This is a genomic window from Oceanisphaera marina (genome assembly GCF_014643915.1).
Classification (GTDB): Bacteria; Pseudomonadota; Gammaproteobacteria; order Enterobacterales; family Aeromonadaceae; genus Oceanimonas; species Oceanimonas marina.
Genome location: NZ_BMKE01000009.1, coordinates 1 through 15200, shown reverse-complemented (window position 1 = coordinate 15200; position 15200 = coordinate 1). Strand labels below are relative to the sequence as shown.

The following is a 15200-nucleotide window of genomic DNA, read 5'->3' as shown; positions in this document are numbered from 1 at the left end:
TCCGGGAGAGACTGAATGTTGAGTATAGGAAAAAGTGGCGGTTTGCTGGTACTGACGGCGATGATCTCTTTGCTGATGATTGCCATGGGGATATGGCAGTTATCGCGCGCCGATGAAAAAAGATTGTTGTTACTGGAGTGGCAGCAGCGCCATGATCTTGAATTAAGCTTGAGTGACGCCCTGGCTATTGAGGCTCCTTTTGGCTATCAACTTGCCGTCAATGGACACTTTCTGGCTGGCGGAGATATCTGGCTGGATAATCAGATTGAGGGAGGCCGAGCGGGCTATCGTCTGGTTCGTCCGCTGCAAACCCGTCATGGCCTGTTGGCGGTAGACTCGGGGTGGTGGCCGGCGCCACCGAGCAGACAGCAATTACCCTCGGTGGCTCCCCTCCCGGCAGCAGCACAGTTAACCGGGCATATTGTTCGCCCCTATGCTCCCCCTTTGGCTTTGGGCGAAGTCTTGTTTGATCCCTCTCATCCCGTGGTTGCGGCACTTGCCCCCAGCTTGCTGGCGCAGATTTGGGGGGAGCCGGTATTGCCTTTCGTATTAAAGATGGATGCTGAGCAAGGTGGCTGGCAGCCGGTGGTTATGGGCCCTGAGCGACACACTGGTTATGCGGTTCAGTGGTTTGCCATGACACTGGCGGTGTGGGTTGCCGCTGCCTGGTATTACTGGAGGCAGCATGATGAAGCATAAGAAACTTGAACCCCGTCATCATTCCCGCCCCAGGAAAACCGTGCTGGCCTTGCTGGCGGTGTTTTTACTGCCGGTGGTATTGGCCTGGCTGACCTTGAAGCAAGGCTGGTTTACGCCTGGCGTCAACAGCCACGGTGAATGGGTGCAGGGGCAGATAAGCGACGATAAGCAGTGGCGTTTGATATTGCCGATCACCCCGGATTGCATGACATGCATAGCCGCTGTTCCCTTGCTGAACAATATTGATACTGCCCTGGGCCGGGATGGTGACCGAGTAGCCGTAGTACAGCTGCCTGCCAGCCAAGACCTGGAGGCGGGGTACGTGTATATAGCCGATCCGCCGGGGTTGCTGATCATGCGCTATGCGTTGCCCGATACCCAGGTAGATGCCGATAAAGCGCAGGCGGTGATGGGCAAGGCGTTGCTGAGCGACTTGCGACGTCTGCTTAAATATTCACGTGCGGGCTAGGAGGGCACCATGCGTCGTCTGACTCTGTTTGCTTTTGTTCTTACCCTGGTGGTGGTGGTGTTGGGAGCCTATACCCGACTCACAGATGCCGGCCTGGGTTGCCCCGACTGGCCGGGCTGCTACGGTTTCAATTATGTTCCCAGTTCGGCACAAGAGCATGATGTGGCGGCACTACGTTTTCCCGACAAGCCCGTCGAGTTCATCAAGGCGCGTAACGAAATGGTACACCGCTATGCGGCGGGTACTCTGGGGATCACTATCTTGCTGATGGCGCTGTGGTCGCTGCGCACTGCCAATCGACGCTACAGAGTATTGACCTGGGGGCTGCTGGCGCTGGTGTGTGGGCAAGCCACCTTAGGCATGCTGACGGTTACCCTGAATCTGTTGCCTTTTGTGGTCATGGGGCACCTGCTGGGCGGCTTTACCTTGCTGGCGCTGCTGTTCTGGTTGTTGATGCGCACTGGAAACCGGCAAGCAGTGTATCGCGGATCTGAGGTAGGCGGCTGCTTGTTGCTGGGCCTGATGGCGTTACTGTTGCAAATCGCCCTGGGCGGCTGGACTGCCGCCAACTATGCGGCCATGGCCTGCGTTGAGCTGCCGGTGTGCCAGGGAGATTGGCTGAATCAGTGGCAGTGGAGTGCCTTTCACCCCCATGGCGTACCCGCCGAGAGTTATCAATACGGTGTGCTGAGTGCTGCAGAGCGCATCACCATTCATGTTACTCATAGATTGTGGGCTGTGGTAACGGCGCTGATATTGTTCGCTCTGGCCTGGCGATTATGGCGGCAACCCTTGTTACGACGCTGGGGCGTGCTTCTGGCGCTGGGGGTGATGCTGCAATTGACGCTGGGGGTAGCGAATGTGGTGTTGCACTTGCCGTTGCCGGTGGCGGTAGCCCATAACGCCGGTGCCGCGCTCTTGTTATTAACATTAACGGGAGTGGCAGAACGAGTCTGGTATGCAAGGGAGGGGGTATGGCTAGAAGCGCGTTATTTTCCACACGTTGGAGCCTAGGCTGGCAGGATTACTTTGCGCTTACCAAGCCAAAGGTAGTGGCCTTGATTTTACTTACCGCCGTGGTGGGCATGTTTCTTACCGATACGGTGCCGAGCGTGCTGCGGGTATTTACCGCTACTTTGGGCATTGGCCTGATGGCAGGAGGGGCGGCGGCCATCAACCATGTGCTGGACCGGCGTATCGATATTAAAATGGCGCGCACCCATCACAGACCGGTGGCACAGGGGCGGGTACAAAGCCGCTCGGCGCTGGCATTTGCCTTTGCCTTGTCGGGGTTGGGGCTGGCGATATTACTGGTATGGGTAAATGCACTGACTGCCTGGCTAACGCTGGCTTCTTTACTGGGATATGCGGTGATCTATACGGTATGGCTCAAGCGTGCCACGCCGCAGAATATCGTAATCGGAGGCCTGGCGGGGGCCATGCCGCCTCTGCTGGGCTGGACGGCCGTTACCGGCGAGTTTCATGGCCACGCACTGTTGCTGGTGATGATTATCTTTGCCTGGACGCCGCCGCATTTTTGGGCGCTGGCCATTCACCGGCGAGATGATTATGCCAAGGCCGGTATCCCTATGTTGCCGGTAACCCATGGCATCGAGTTCAGTAAAACCTGTGTGCTGCTGTATACCTTGCTGCTCACCCTGGTCTGTTTGCTGCCCTGGGTAGTGGGCATGTCGGGGCCACTTTATCTAGTGGGGGTCAGTCTGCTTAATTTACGCTTTCTCCAGTGGGCCTGGCGGTTGAAGTTTAGACCTTCTGCCCAAACCGCTCTACAATGCTTTCATTTCTCAATTAGTCACCTGATGTGGCTGTTTGTGTTGCTACTGGCGGACCACTGGATAGATTATGGCTAAGACAAGCAGATGGATATGGTTATTGGCAGCGGCTCTCGTGGTGGCGGGCACCCTGAGTGGTGCCTACTGGTACGCAGATAAAAAGAATAATCTGACCGAGGCGGTGGTGATCTATCCCGAGCCCCGTAGCCTGACCCCGTTTACCCTGACCGATACCGATGAACAACCCTTTACCGAGCAAAATCTGAACGATCACTGGAGTCTGGTTTTCGTGGGGTATACTCATTGCCCCGATATCTGCCCGACCACCTTGTCGGATCTGGCACGGATTTATCCCGAGCTAACGGCAATCAGCGACAAGGTACAGGTTGTCTTTGTATCCGCCGACCCCGCCCGGGATACGCCCGAACGGCTCAAGGCCTATACCCGATATTTCAATCCAGACTTTGTGGCGGTCACCGCAGAACATGATCGGTTAATGCCCGCAGTACAGCAACTGGGGCTGATTTACGGTATTTTCAATCGCGATGCCGACAACTATCTGGTTGATCATTCTGCTTCTGTTGCCCTGATCAATCCCAATGGGCAGCTGCATGCCTCCTTTAGACCCGATTTCGATGAGCAAAGTGAAATGCCCCTGGTCAATGGCCCCGAACTGGTCAAAAACTTCTCGGGCATAGTGGCGCGCTGGCGCGACTAGCTTCATCTATGTGAAGGGTGAACGGTTAAGGGGAAAGAGGACGATATGATGCCAAGACTCCAGAAAGTGCGCCGCATCTGAAGATGGCTGTTGGCCTCGTTATTCTTCACTATTTACTCTTCACCGATTTCCCTTCGCACTTAACCATCTTTTGTAAGAGTTAATTATGTGGTCCTCTTTCTTTAACGCCGCGCGTCATCGTCAGGTGTTCGTGCTGGCGTTGCCCATGGTGTTATCCAATATCACAGTGCCGTTGCTCGGGCTGGTTGATACCATTGTCATTGGTCATTTGGAGCATTCCTATTATTTAGGTGGCGTTGCAGTTGGGGCCACCGTTATCAGCCTGATATTCTGGTTGCTGGGTTTTCTACGGATGTCGACTACCGGGCTGGCCGCTCAGGCGGTGGGCGCCGCAGACAACGAACGTCTATTGCAGGTGCTGGCAAGAGGTTGTTTGCTGGCCTGGGGGCTGGCGCTTGGTATTTTACTGCTGCAACAGCCGTTGACCGAGTTGGCATTCTGGTTGGTGGGCGGCAGCGCCGAGGTGCAAATTTATGGTCGTGAATATGTCATGGTCCGGATTTGGAGCGCCCCGGCTGCGCTGACCAATCTGGTGTTACTGGGGTGGCTACTGGGCAACCAGAATGCCCGGGCACCCATGTTGTTGTTGATCCTGGGTAACGGGGCCAATATTCTGCTCGACGTCTGGTTTGTGCTGGGCCTGGGGTGGCAGGTGAAAGGGGCGGCGGCCGCGTCTGTGCTCGCGGATTACCTGGCCTCGGCACTGGGTGCCTGGCTGGTATGGCGCACGATGAAACAGCGTCACCTCCGGCCTGTGGCAGGCTTTTGGCAGCGGGTTCTGCATGTGGCGGCATTTAAAAGATTGCTGGGGCTGAACCGGGATATTTTTATCCGTGCCTTGTGTCTGCAGCTGACCTTTGCCTTTATGACGTTTCAGGGCGCCCGCCTCGGCGATGATGTACTGGCCGCCAATGCGGTACTGATGAACTTTTTGATGTTTATTTCTTTTGGCCTGGACGGGTTTGCCTACGCGGTGGAAGCCATGGTGGGCAAGGCGGTTGGCGAACGAAACCGGGCTGCATTTCGCCTTGCCTGTGCCCTGAATGTGTTTTGGGGCGGCGTGGTGGCGATACTGTTTGTGCTGTTTTTTGCGCTGGGCGGCAATACCCTGATCAGCTGGATTACCAGCATAGAGGCGGTAAGAGAGCAGGCCAGCGAATATCTGCCCTGGCTGATACTCATGCCGCTTGCCGCCTGCTGGTGTTTTATTCTCGATGGGATTTTCATTGGCACCACTCGCGGCAGCGATATGCGTGACATGATGCTGCTGTCTACTGCCGGCGTGTTTTTTCCGGTGTGGTTTTTGGCCCAGTCGCTGGGTAATCATGGTCTGTGGTTGGCCATGTTGTGTTTTATGCTGGCTCGGGGAGTGACTCTTGGCTGGGCCTGGTGGCGAGTGGAACGTCGGCAGGGATTTATTATCAGCGACGGAACGCGGTGAAGAGTAAAGAGTGAAGCGTAAAGAGGACGAGATAACACCTAAACCTGTTCTTGCCGCGGAATACCGGGCGATCGCGCTACGTTTCACCCCTTGAAATGGTCTTTTTTCCGTGTATTCCGTGGCAGAAAAACCCCTAGTCTTTAAGATCGAGTGTTGGGTATGATCTTGTCCGCTTCACCCTTTACTCTTCACTCATTACAGAGAACCCCATGTTTGATATTGCGCTTTATGAACCTGAAATTGCTCCCAATACCGGTAACATTATGCGCCTGGCACGTAATAACGGCTGTCGGCTACATCTTATCGAGCCCATGGGTTTTACCCTGGAAGAAAAAAGGCTGCGTCGAGCCGGGTTGGATTATGCGGATTTTGGCCGCATCTTTCAGCACAAGAATTATGCCGATTTTTTGCAAGCCGTCGCCGGGCAGCGCATTTTTGCCTGTACTACCAAGGGCAGCCAGCCTCATCACCAGGCAAGTTATCAAGCGGGGGATGTGCTGTTGTTCGGGCCCGAGACCCGTGGCCTGCCGGACGAGGTACTGGCAGCGATAGCCCCAGAGCTGCGCATTCGTATTCCGATGCAGGCAGACAGTCGTAGTCTGAATCTCTCCAACGCCGTGGCTATCATCAGTTATGAAGCATGGCGCCAGCAGGATTTCGTTGGCGGCCAGTAAGGCCTTGGGGAGTAAAAAATGAAAGAAGATGTCGATCAGTCAACCGCCTCTTATGCTCGACTGGTCACTATCGCCGCCGTGGCTGCTACCGCGGTGGCGGGTCTGATGGGAGTGTCGTTATTATTGACTTTGGGGTTGGTTTTGTTCCAAAGTTATGTGATCAGAAAAACCGACTCGGTCGCCATTCGCGCCGATCAGTTACGTTCTCGTTCCGATATTATAATTCATATGGACCCGATATCGGTTACACCCCAACAGTTTGCAGCTCAGCATATGAGCGAACCTCAATTCATAAAAGACAAGGTTTAACCCATGGAAGACGGCATTCAAGCGAGTACCTGGTTACGCATCCGCGAAGAAGCCAGGTGGATGATCGTGGAAGAGCCTATGCTTGGCAGCTTTTATTATTCGACCATTCTGAATCATGACACCCTTAAGTGCTCACTGAGCTTTATTCTGGCCAACAAGCTGGAAAGCTCGGTGATGCCGGCCATCAGCCTGCGTGAAGTCATAGAAAGTGTGGTGGATGCGGAGCCGGGTATTCTTGATATGGCCGCCACCGATATTTGTGCGGTACAGGAGCGGGATCCGGCAGTGGATCTGTTTTCGACGCCCTTGCTGTATTTAAAAGGGTTTCATGCCTTGCAGGGTTATCGGGTTGCCAACTGGTTGTGGCGTCATGGCCGTCGGGCCCTGGCCACCTATCTGCAAAATCAGATATCGGTGGTGTTCGGGGTTGATGTGCACCCGGCGGCACGCATTGGCAAGGGAATCATGTTTGATCACGCCACCGGCATAGTGGTGGGAGAAACCGCCGTGATTGAAGACGATGTCTCTATTCTGCAGAGCGTCACTCTGGGAGGAACCGGCAAAGCGGGCGGCGATCGTCATCCCAAGATACGACAAGGGGTCATGATTGGTGCCGGTGCCAAGATTCTGGGCAATATCGAGGTGGGCTGCGGGGCTAAAATTGGCGCCGGCAGCGTGGTACTGGAGGCAGTACCTCCTCATACCACAGTGGCTGGGGTACCGGCTCGAGTGGTAGGCAGACCCTGTTCGGACAAGCCATCACTGGATATGAATCAGAATATCTGAGACGTTAACTGACGCAATCGAAATAAATTTAATCTAATCGACGTTGCAATGGTAGCGGCTACTTGTTGTCTGACAAAGGCCGCTGTATCCTCGATCGCTGAGGGGCCAGTGGGCCGGATAACCGTGAGTTAGGGGTGAGTGCATGTCTTTTGATGTATTGGAAAAACTGGAAACAAAAATTCAAGCTGCCGTCGATGCCATTGACTTGCTGCAAATGGAAGTGGAAGAGCTGAAAGAGCTGAATGGCAAACTGGGTGAAGAAAACCAGCAGCTCAAGCAAAACCACAGCCAGCTGGATCAGGAAAACCAGCAGCTGAAGCAGCAGCATGAAGCCTGGCAAGATCGCCTGCGTGTGTTGCTGGGCAAGATTGATCAGGTAGAAGAGAGCGCTTGAATTATAGCGTCGACAATGCCGGCGTAATCTGTATCAGCCGTAACCCAGGGTTGATAACGACAAAAAGGCCAGCCCCTTGGGGCTGGCCTTTTTGTTATGCGCGGCTGACCGCTGTTTTTTATTCTATATCCAATGATTCGGGTGACAGAATAATGCCCGTGGTATCGGCATAGACATGGTCGGCAGGTAAAAAGGTAACACCGCCAAAATTCACCGGTACTTCCTGTTCGCCAATATCGTTATCATCGGCACCCACGGGAATGGAAGCCAGTGCCTGAATACCAATGTCCACGTCTTCCAGCGCATCCACTTCGCGTACGCAACCATAGCAGATAATACCTTCCCAGCCGTTTTCGGCCGCGATTTCGGCAAGGTTGGCGTCAATGAGTGCGCGACGCAGCGAGCCACCGCCATCAATCAGTAACACCCGGCCCACGCCGTCTTCCTTGACCGCCTCGGCAATCAGGCCGTTGGACTCAAAGCATTTGATGGTGGAAATAGTGCCGCCGAACGAATTACGGCCGCCAAAACTGGAGAACATGGGTTCAACCACGTCCACCATATCAATATAGGTATCGCACAATTCTGAAGTATTGTATTCCATGGAATCAGCCACATCTGGAAACAAGGTGACTTCAAGTATAAAGCGATGGGAGCGGTTTTCAATCACAATCGTGTGACCGCTCCCGTAACCAGGGAAAGTTAGAGGATGTAACGGCTCAGGTCTTCGTCTTCCACCAGGTTCTTGAGATAACGATCCACATAGGCTTCATCAACCACCACTGTGGTACCTGGCTTGTCGGAGGCTTCGAATGATAGCTCATCCAGCAGGCGTTCCATGACCGTATGCAGGCGACGTGCACCAATGTTCTCGGTGCTTTCGTTTACCCGCCAGGCGGCTTCTGCCAGGCGACGAATGCCTTCTTTGGTAAAGTCGACCGTCACGTTTTCGGTGGCCAGCAATGCCTTGTACTGCTCGGTCAAGGACGCATTCGGTTCGGTCAGAATACGTTCAAAGTCATCGGTATTCAGCGAAGACAGCTCGACTCGAATCGGCAAACGACCTTGCAACTCGGGGATCAAGTCGGATGGCTTGGCCACCTGAAACGCGCCCGACGCTATAAACAGCATATGGTCGGTGCGCACCATGCCATGTTTGGTATTGACGGTGCTGCCTTCGATAAGCGGCAACAGATCGCGCTGAACCCCTTCACGAGATACGTCCGGGCCCGAGCTTTCGCCGCGTTTGCAGATTTTGTCAAATTCATCGATAAAGACGATACCGTGGTTTTCTACCGCATGAATGGCCTGTTCTTTCAGCTCTTCCGGGTTCAGCAGTTTGGCGGCTTCTTCTTCGATCAGCAGCTTGAGCGCGTCTTTGATTTTCATCTTGCGCTGTTTGCTGGTGTTGCCGGACAGGTTCTGGAACATGCCCTGCAATTGATTGGTCATTTCTTCCATGCCGGGGGGCGCCATGATTTCCACGCCCATCTGGGGGGCCGACACGTCAATTTCTATTTCTTTATCGTCCAGCTGGCCTTCGCGCAGTTTCTTGCGAAATATCTGACGGCTGTTGCTGTTATCAGCCTTTTCTTCTTCGCCCCAGCTGTTGCGGGGGTTAGGCAGCAAGGCATCAAGCACGCGTTCTTCGGCGGCTTCTTCGGCGCTATGACGATGTTTCTTGATCTGCTGATCGCGGGTCATTTTCATGGCCACATCGGTCAGATCGCGAATGATGCTGTCTACTTCTTTACCCACATAGCCGACTTCGGTGAACTTGGTCGCTTCTACCTTGATAAAGGGCGCATTGGCCAGTTTGGCCAGGCGACGGGCAATTTCGGTTTTCCCCACCCCGGTCGGGCCTATCATCAGAATGTTCTTGGGCGTGACTTCCTGGCGCAGATCGGGAGTGAGCTGCATGCGACGCCAGCGATTACGCAGGGCGATGGCCACCGCGCGCTTGGCGTCAGACTGGCCAACAATGTGCTGGTCCAGCTCGTGGACGATTTCTCTTGGTGTCATGTCAGACATAATCAAATCCTATGGTGCGGACAGCAACAGCATGCTGTCCGAAGCAAATCAGTGGTTGTAATCCAGCTCTTCGATGGTCTGGTTGCCGTTGGTAAACACGCAGATTTCGCCGGCAATAGTGAGCGCTTTTTTGACGATTTCGTCGGCTTCCAGCTCGGTATTCTCCAGCAGGGCGCGAGCCGCAGACTGGGCAAACGAGCCCCCGGAGCCGATGGCAATCAAATCCTGCTCGGGCTGCACCACGTCGCCGTTACCGGTAATGATGAAGGAGTTTTTGTCGTCGGCAACTGCCAGCAGTGCCTCTAGCCGACGCAAGGAGCGATCGGTGCGCCAGTCTTTCGCCAGCGCTACGGCAGCCCGCTCCAGGTTGCCCTGGTGGGCCTGCAGCTTGGCCTCAAAGCGTTCCAGCAGGGTAAAGGCATCTGCGGTGCCACCGGCAAAACCGGCCAGCACCTTGCCATTAAACAGGCGGTGTACCTTGCGGGCATTGCCTTTCATTACGGTGTTACCCAGAGAAACCTGGCCATCACCGCCGATAACCACTTTGCCATTACGGCGTACTGAAACGATCGTTGTCACTAAAAACCTCACTTGACTGTGTAGCCAGCCTGGCTGGCAAAAATGTCACTAACAACGAAATGGGGACGGCAGTAAGCGAGATCAACCCTCCCAGAACCAGATTGCACAATCACTCACGGCTTTTGCCTTGATCAGCTTGTGTCTGTGCTGTTCAGCCAGTCGTTTGCTGTCGTAAGGACCCAGGATTACGCGGTACCAGGAGCTGTCACTTTTATGGCGAACTTCAGCCACCAGCCCCTGAAAGGCAATTTTGGCTTTCAATTGCTCGGCCTGTGCCGCAGAGCGGAAAGAACCGCACTGTACTAGATAAGGGCGGGTGGATTCCTGAGCTTCAGGCACATGTACCACTACTTCCTTGTTTTCCAGCTGCTCGATGTAGGTCCATTTCTCGACCGGTTTCTGATCGATAGGATTTACGATTGGGCGCGGTGCCTGCGACGTGGAGGCCGGGGCCTGTGTTGCCACAGGCACACCATCAGAAGGGCGGCTGTCGGCCGCTCCCTTTATGATATAGATCAGGTAGCCAAGGGCCCCCGCGACCATAATGAGCAAAATAATCGGCAGCACGGGGACCCGCCGCGGCTGCGGTGCACGACTGCGGTTACCGCCCTTGGCGGGGCGTTTTTTGCTCTTGGCGGTGGGTTTGCTGCGCCTAACGTAATCCCTGGCCATGGATTACATGCGCTCCATGGTATCAATACCCAACAGTGACAGGCCCTGCTGCAATACCTTGGCGGTGGCGGCACACAATCGCAGGCGGCTGCTGCGCTCTTCAGGGCTCACCCCTTCCTTGTTGATGGGGCAGGCTTCATAAAAGCTCATAAAGGCGCCAGACAGCTCATAGAGATACAGACACATCAAATGCGGCAAGCCTTTGTCGGCCACGGATTTAATGGTGTCGTTAAACTGCACCAGCTTTTGTGCCAGCGCTTCTTCTGCCGGGGCCTGAATAATCACCTGGCCTTGAAGGTTGGCGTCGGTGACGATACCGGACTTGCGGAAAATAGACTGAATGCGGGTGTAGGCATATTGCAGATACGGGGCGGTATTGCCCTCGAACGACAGCATGTTGTCCCAGTCGAAGATGTAGTCTGTGGTGCGGCTCTTGGACAAGTCCGCATACTTGACGGCACCCATGGCCACGCGACGCACAATCTCGCTTTTTTCTGCCTCGCTTAAACCCGTGTCTTTCTTGGCCAGCAGGGCGGCGGCTCTTTCCTGTGCTTCGTCCAGCAGATCGACCAGGCGCACGGTACCACCGGAGCGGGTTTTGAACGGACGGCCATCTTTACCCAGCATCATACCAAACGCATGGTGCTCCAGGCTGACTGACTCTGGAACGTAACCGGCTTTGCGCACTATGCTCCAGGCCTGCATCAAGTGCTGATGCTGACGCGAATCGATAAAGTACAACACGCGGTCGGCACCCAGCTGTTCATAACGATATTTGGCACAGGCAATATCGGTGGTGGTATAGAGGTAACCGCCGTCTTTCTTGCGGATAATCACCCCCATGGGGTCACCGTCTTTGTTTTTATATTCGTCCAGGCGCACCACTATGGCACCTTCGTCTTCTATCGCCAGCCCTTGCTGCAGCAGGTCTTCGACGATGCCGGCCAGCATGGGGTTATACATGCTTTCGCCCATCACATTATCCGGGGTCAAAGACACATTGAGTCGATCGTACACGGCCTGATTATGCTGCAGAGTAATGTTGACCAGTTTCTGCCACATGGCCAGGCAATAGGTGTCACCGCCCTGAAGCTTCACCACATAGTTGCGGGCCCGTTCGGCAAACACCGGGTCTGCATCGTATTTTTGCTTGGACTCGCGATAAAACTGTTCCAGATCCGACAAGCCCGAGTTGGCAACCTCTGGGTTTGCTTTCTCCAGTTCTTCCAGATGGGCAATCAGCATGCCGAACTGGGTGCCCCAGTCGCCGATGTGGTTGGCGCGGATCACCTTGTGGCCCTGGAACTCCAGAGTGCGTACCAGGGCATCACCAATAATGGTGGAACGCAGGTGGCCGACGTGCATTTCCTTGGCCACGTTGGGGGCCGAGTAATCCACGACTATGGTTTTGGGCTGGTCTACCACGGGCACATTGGCGCGGTCGTTGGCGACCATGGCGTCTACCTGACCGCCAAGCCAGTTGCTGTCGAGAAAAAAGTTGATAAAGCCGGGGCCTGCCAGCTCGGTTTTGGCCACCAGCTCGGAAGCGGGCAGGTTGTCTACCAGCAATTGTGCCAGGGCGCGGGGATTTTGCCCGGCCGGTTTGGCCAGCAATAGAGCCAGGTTAGTTGCCAGATCTCCGTGGGCCTTGTCTTTGGTTCTGTCTACTTGAATGCGAGGGGCCAGTTCTGCAGGCAGTTTGCCTTGCTGTTTCAGAGTAGAGACCGTTTGCTCAAGCAGAGCTTGAATATGTTCTTTCATTATCAGTTCACCAAATTAAAGACAAGGTTGGAGCTAACCAGGGGAAGAAATTCTACTCATATCGGGTGCAGAAAACTACCGTCAAGGCAAAGGGAGCGCATTCACCACAGTTCAACGGGGTCGATATCCAGTGACCAGCGCACCTTGCGAGCGGATACCTGGGTATCAATTAATGCCAGTGCCAACCGGCAGGCGGCCGCCAGTGCTCGTCTATTACTGGCCTGTAACAACAACTGGTAGCGATACTGACCCGCCTTGCGCTCCATCTGTGCGCTGAGTGGTCCCAGGCACAAAACGGTCGCCGGCAGCTGGGGCTGTAGCTGCTGTGCCAGTTGCTGTAAAAATGTTTGTACCTGACGAGCGTCCGTGGCTTGGGCGCGAAACAGCGCCTGAAAACTGAAGGGCGGCAAGGCGGCGGCTTGTCGTTCCTGTAATGCGCTGTGGGCGAAGTGGCGATATCCCTGATTGGCGAGATCCTGCAGTAGTGCGTGTTCCGGCTGATGGGTCTGCAATATCACACGCCCGGGTTTGCTGGCCCGGCCCGCCCGGCCTGCTACCTGAATGTACAGCTGGGCAAAACGCTCGGTGGCACGAAAGTCGCTGGCAAACAGGGCGCCGTCGGCATCCAGCATGGCCACCAGCGTGACATCGGGAAAGTGATGCCCCTTGGCCAGCATCTGGGTGCCAATCAATATCTGATATTGCCCGTTGCGAATGCCTTCCAGATGCTGGGCAAGGCTGCCCTTGCGGCGAGTGTTATCGCGATCGATACGAATAATGCCATATTGTGGAAACAGCCCGGTCAAGGCTTGCTCGACCTGCTCGGTTCCCAGGCCGGTGCCGATCAGTTGCTGGCTACCGCAATGGGGGCATACCGGCGGTAGAGCGCGCTGATGATCACAATGATGACAGTGCAGGCGAGAAGGGTGACGGTGCCAGGTGTAGTGGGCGTCACAGCGTTCGCAATCGGCCAGCCAGCCACAACTGTGACATAACAGCGCCGGAGCATAGCCGCGGCGGTTTAAAAACAGCATCACCTGATTGCCCTTGCCCAGCTCCTGCCCCAGTAACTCAATCAACTGCGGGGACAATCCCGCCTGCATTTGCACGTGTTTGCTGTCCAGCAATACATGCTCGGCCACGGTGGCCGTGCCCGGTCGTTGACTCAGGGTCAGTAACTGATATTTGCCGGTGGCCGCATTCTGCAGACTTTCGAAACACGGGGTGGCCGAACCCAGTACAATCGGAATATCGAGCTGATGGGCCCGCAGCAAGGCCAAATCCCGAGCATGATAACGAAACCCTTCCTGCTGCTTGAACGAGGTGTCGTGCTCTTCATCGATAATGATCAGCCCCAGGCGGGCAAAGGGCGTCAGCAGGGCAGAGCGGGTGCCGATGACGATGGCGGTGCTGCCGTCTCGACACGACAGCCAGGCATCCAGCCGCTCGCGTTCGTTCATACCCGAGTGCAGGGTACTGATCGGCAAGCTGAAACGTTGCTGAAAGCGCGCTATGGTCTGAGGCGTCAAGCCAATTTCCGGCACCAGCACCAATACCTGCAAACCGGCCTGCAAGACTGTTTCCATAATTTGCAGATACACCTCGGTTTTACCCGAGCCGGTGATCCCTTCCAGCAGAAAGGGGCTGAATCCTTGCGTACTTTGAATGACGCTGACGGCCAGTGCCTGCTCTGTGGTGAGGCGCGGTTTGTCGTTTTCGGCAACCAGCAGTCTTGTACCTCGCCAGTCACTGGCTGCGGGTACCTGTTCGCGTTTTTCTATCAGCTGCTTTTTGGCAAGTGCCTGCAAAATGGCGCTGCTAATGCCTCTGATCTGCAGTTCGCCGCTGCTGAGAGGGCCCTGACGCAATAGTGTGAGCGCCTGCTGTTGTTTGATGGCCTGGGGTGATGCTTCGGCTTGAGCGTCCAGCAAATGCCAATAAGGTGCGCTACGGTAGGCGGCGGCTTCGCCCTTGCGCAACAGCGTGGGCAAGGCCTGAAAATAGACCTCTCCCGGTGCATGCAGGTAATACTGGGTGGCCCAGGCCAGTAATTTAAGCTCGGCCTCGGCCAGTATGGGGGTGTCGTCCAGCACCGCTACTATGGGCTTGAGCTTGGTCAGAGCTATGTCTGAAGCCTCGGGGTGCGATAACACCAGTGCGGTCAAGGCTCGATTGCCAAACAGCACCGATACTCTGCAGCCGGGTTTCGGCAAGGGCAAAGGGCAGAGGTAATCAAATTCTCGCCGTAGCGGAACGGGCAGCACAACCCGCAGCAACGCAAGTTCTGTCGGTGTCGACATTGGTGATTTATCCTCCGGTTATCCTTGCCTGTAAAAAAGCGATACTATATTATTCGCACCCTTCACAAAACGTGAATCATTCGTGTGGTGTCTGGCATCGGATCAGATAGCGACACGGCCTACACATTCAGAGGTTGTCCCCATGAAAAACGGTATTCACCCAGAGTACAAAGATATTACTGCCAAATGTTCTTGTGGTAACGAAATCACAGTTGGCTCTACCTTAGGTAAAAGCCTGAACCTGGACGTTTGCTCCGCTTGCCACCCTTTCTACACTGGTAAGCAGAAAATGGTTGATAGCGGCGGCCGCGTTGACCGTTTCAACAAGCGCTTTGGTGCGCTTGCAAGCAAGAAGTAAGCGATACTCATCGCAAAAAAGGCGCCTCAGGGCTAACACCATTCAGTTAAGCGTGTTTAGACTGAATGGTGTACCGAGTTTTTGATATCCGAACGGTCCTACTCTTGGGCCGTTTTCTTTTTTCAGGCAGAATAT

Annotated in this window: 17 protein-coding genes; 11 read left to right on the top strand and 6 right to left on the bottom strand. The window is 55.0% G+C overall.

The window, feature by feature from the left end:
- The first annotated feature begins 15 nt into the window (after positions 1–15).
- The 10 genes from IEW52_RS06980 to zapB all read left to right on the top strand — a co-directional run bounded on the left by IEW52_RS06980 (position 16) and on the right by zapB (position 7364).
- Positions 16–699, top strand: a complete 684-nt coding sequence (locus IEW52_RS06980; RefSeq protein ID WP_229667837.1) for an SURF1 family protein — start codon at positions 16–18, stop codon at positions 697–699.
- Positions 686–1168: a hypothetical protein gene (locus tag IEW52_RS06975; protein ID WP_229667836.1), complete on the top strand. Its 483-nt coding sequence runs from the start codon at positions 686–688 to the stop codon at positions 1166–1168. Before IEW52_RS06980 ends, IEW52_RS06975 begins: the two co-directional genes overlap by 14 nt.
- A gap of 9 nt (positions 1169–1177) precedes the next feature.
- Positions 1178–2182, top strand: a complete 1005-nt coding sequence (locus IEW52_RS06970) for a COX15/CtaA family protein (RefSeq protein WP_188629353.1) — start codon at positions 1178–1180, stop codon at positions 2180–2182.
- Positions 2143–3039 carry a heme o synthase gene (gene cyoE / locus IEW52_RS06965; RefSeq protein WP_188629352.1) on the top strand — a complete coding sequence of 299 codons (897 nt, stop codon included), beginning with the start codon at positions 2143–2145 and terminating at the stop codon, positions 3037–3039. Before IEW52_RS06970 ends, cyoE begins: the two co-directional genes overlap by 40 nt.
- A gap of 22 nt (positions 3040–3061) precedes the next feature.
- On the top strand, positions 3062–3679 hold the full coding sequence (locus tag IEW52_RS06960; RefSeq protein WP_229667835.1) for an SCO family protein: 618 nt from the start codon (positions 3062–3064) through the stop codon (positions 3677–3679).
- A 166-nt stretch (positions 3680–3845) separates the two neighbouring features.
- On the top strand, positions 3846–5201 hold the full coding sequence (gene dinF / locus IEW52_RS06955; RefSeq protein WP_188629350.1) for an MATE family efflux transporter DinF: 1356 nt from the start codon (positions 3846–3848) through the stop codon (positions 5199–5201).
- 209 nt (positions 5202–5410) lie between these two features.
- Entirely contained in the window at positions 5411–5875 is a 465-nt protein-coding gene (locus IEW52_RS06950; RefSeq protein WP_188629349.1) for a tRNA (cytidine(34)-2'-O)-methyltransferase, read from the top strand.
- 18 nt (positions 5876–5893) lie between these two features.
- Positions 5894–6184, top strand: a complete 291-nt coding sequence (locus tag IEW52_RS06945; protein WP_188629348.1) for a hypothetical protein — start codon at positions 5894–5896, stop codon at positions 6182–6184.
- A 3-nt stretch (positions 6185–6187) separates the two neighbouring features.
- Positions 6188–6970: a serine O-acetyltransferase gene (gene cysE / locus IEW52_RS06940; protein ID WP_188629347.1), complete on the top strand. Its 783-nt coding sequence runs from the start codon at positions 6188–6190 to the stop codon at positions 6968–6970.
- 142 nt (positions 6971–7112) lie between these two features.
- Complete coding sequence (gene zapB, locus IEW52_RS06935) at positions 7113–7364, top strand: cell division protein ZapB (RefSeq protein WP_188629346.1); 252 nt, start codon at positions 7113–7115, stop codon at positions 7362–7364.
- Between the two features lie 118 nt (positions 7365–7482).
- Here zapB and rraA read toward each other — a convergent pair whose 3' ends face one another.
- The 6 genes from rraA to priA all read right to left on the bottom strand — a co-directional run bounded on the left by rraA (position 7483) and on the right by priA (position 14707).
- Positions 7483–7968, bottom strand: a complete 486-nt coding sequence (gene rraA / locus IEW52_RS06930; RefSeq protein WP_188629436.1) for a ribonuclease E activity regulator RraA — start codon at positions 7966–7968, stop codon at positions 7483–7485.
- A 98-nt stretch (positions 7969–8066) separates the two neighbouring features.
- The gene (gene hslU, locus IEW52_RS06925) at positions 8067–9395 is read right to left on the bottom strand and encodes an ATP-dependent protease ATPase subunit HslU (RefSeq protein ID WP_188629345.1); all 1329 of its coding nucleotides are present in this window, start codon (positions 9393–9395) and stop codon (positions 8067–8069) included.
- A gap of 48 nt (positions 9396–9443) precedes the next feature.
- The gene (gene hslV / locus IEW52_RS06920; RefSeq protein WP_188629344.1) at positions 9444–9974 is read right to left on the bottom strand and encodes an ATP-dependent protease subunit HslV; all 531 of its coding nucleotides are present in this window, start codon (positions 9972–9974) and stop codon (positions 9444–9446) included.
- An 81-nt stretch (positions 9975–10055) separates the two neighbouring features.
- Positions 10056–10646 carry an SPOR domain-containing protein gene (locus tag IEW52_RS06915; protein ID WP_188629343.1) on the bottom strand — a complete coding sequence of 197 codons (591 nt, stop codon included), beginning with the start codon at positions 10644–10646 and terminating at the stop codon, positions 10056–10058.
- 3 nt (positions 10647–10649) lie between these two features.
- Positions 10650–12407: an arginine--tRNA ligase gene (gene argS, locus IEW52_RS06910; RefSeq protein ID WP_188629342.1), complete on the bottom strand. Its 1758-nt coding sequence runs from the start codon at positions 12405–12407 to the stop codon at positions 10650–10652.
- A gap of 101 nt (positions 12408–12508) precedes the next feature.
- Positions 12509–14707, bottom strand: a complete 2199-nt coding sequence (gene priA, locus IEW52_RS06905) for a primosomal protein N' (protein WP_188629341.1) — start codon at positions 14705–14707, stop codon at positions 12509–12511.
- A 142-nt stretch (positions 14708–14849) separates the two neighbouring features.
- On the opposite strand from priA, the gene rpmE reads away from it, so the two are divergent.
- A complete protein-coding gene (gene rpmE / locus IEW52_RS06900; protein ID WP_188629340.1) occupies positions 14850–15065 on the top strand; it encodes a 50S ribosomal protein L31 in 216 nt (71 codons plus the stop codon).
- Positions 15066–15200 lie beyond the last annotated feature (135 nt).

What these genes read in the sequence shown, in the direction of transcription:
- IEW52_RS06980 (WP_229667837.1), top strand. Translation starts at nt 16, where the DNA reads ATGTTGAGTATAGGAAAAAGTGGCGGTTTGCTGGTACTGACGGCGATG.
- IEW52_RS06975 (WP_229667836.1), top strand. Translation starts at nt 686, where the DNA reads ATGATGAAGCATAAGAAACTTGAACCCCGTCATCATTCCCGCCCCAGG.
- IEW52_RS06970 (WP_188629353.1), top strand. Translation starts at nt 1,178, where the DNA reads ATGCGTCGTCTGACTCTGTTTGCTTTTGTTCTTACCCTGGTGGTGGTG.
- cyoE (WP_188629352.1), top strand. Translation starts at nt 2,143, where the DNA reads ATGGCTAGAAGCGCGTTATTTTCCACACGTTGGAGCCTAGGCTGGCAG.
- dinF (WP_188629350.1), top strand. Translation starts at nt 3,846, where the DNA reads ATGTGGTCCTCTTTCTTTAACGCCGCGCGTCATCGTCAGGTGTTCGTG.
- IEW52_RS06950 (WP_188629349.1), top strand. Translation starts at nt 5,411, where the DNA reads ATGTTTGATATTGCGCTTTATGAACCTGAAATTGCTCCCAATACCGGT.
- IEW52_RS06945 (WP_188629348.1), top strand. Translation starts at nt 5,894, where the DNA reads ATGAAAGAAGATGTCGATCAGTCAACCGCCTCTTATGCTCGACTGGTC.
- cysE (WP_188629347.1), top strand. Translation starts at nt 6,188, where the DNA reads ATGGAAGACGGCATTCAAGCGAGTACCTGGTTACGCATCCGCGAAGAA.
- zapB (WP_188629346.1), top strand. Translation starts at nt 7,113, where the DNA reads ATGTCTTTTGATGTATTGGAAAAACTGGAAACAAAAATTCAAGCTGCC.
- rraA (WP_188629436.1), bottom strand. Translation starts at nt 7,968, where the DNA reads ATGGAATACAATACTTCAGAATTGTGCGATACCTATATTGATATGGTG.
- hslU (WP_188629345.1), bottom strand. Translation starts at nt 9,395, where the DNA reads ATGTCTGACATGACACCAAGAGAAATCGTCCACGAGCTGGACCAGCAC.
- IEW52_RS06915 (WP_188629343.1), bottom strand. Translation starts at nt 10,646, where the DNA reads ATGGCCAGGGATTACGTTAGGCGCAGCAAACCCACCGCCAAGAGCAAA.
- argS (WP_188629342.1), bottom strand. Translation starts at nt 12,407, where the DNA reads ATGAAAGAACATATTCAAGCTCTGCTTGAGCAAACGGTCTCTACTCTG.
- priA (WP_188629341.1), bottom strand. Translation starts at nt 14,707, where the DNA reads ATGTCGACACCGACAGAACTTGCGTTGCTGCGGGTTGTGCTGCCCGTT.
- rpmE (WP_188629340.1), top strand. Translation starts at nt 14,850, where the DNA reads ATGAAAAACGGTATTCACCCAGAGTACAAAGATATTACTGCCAAATGT.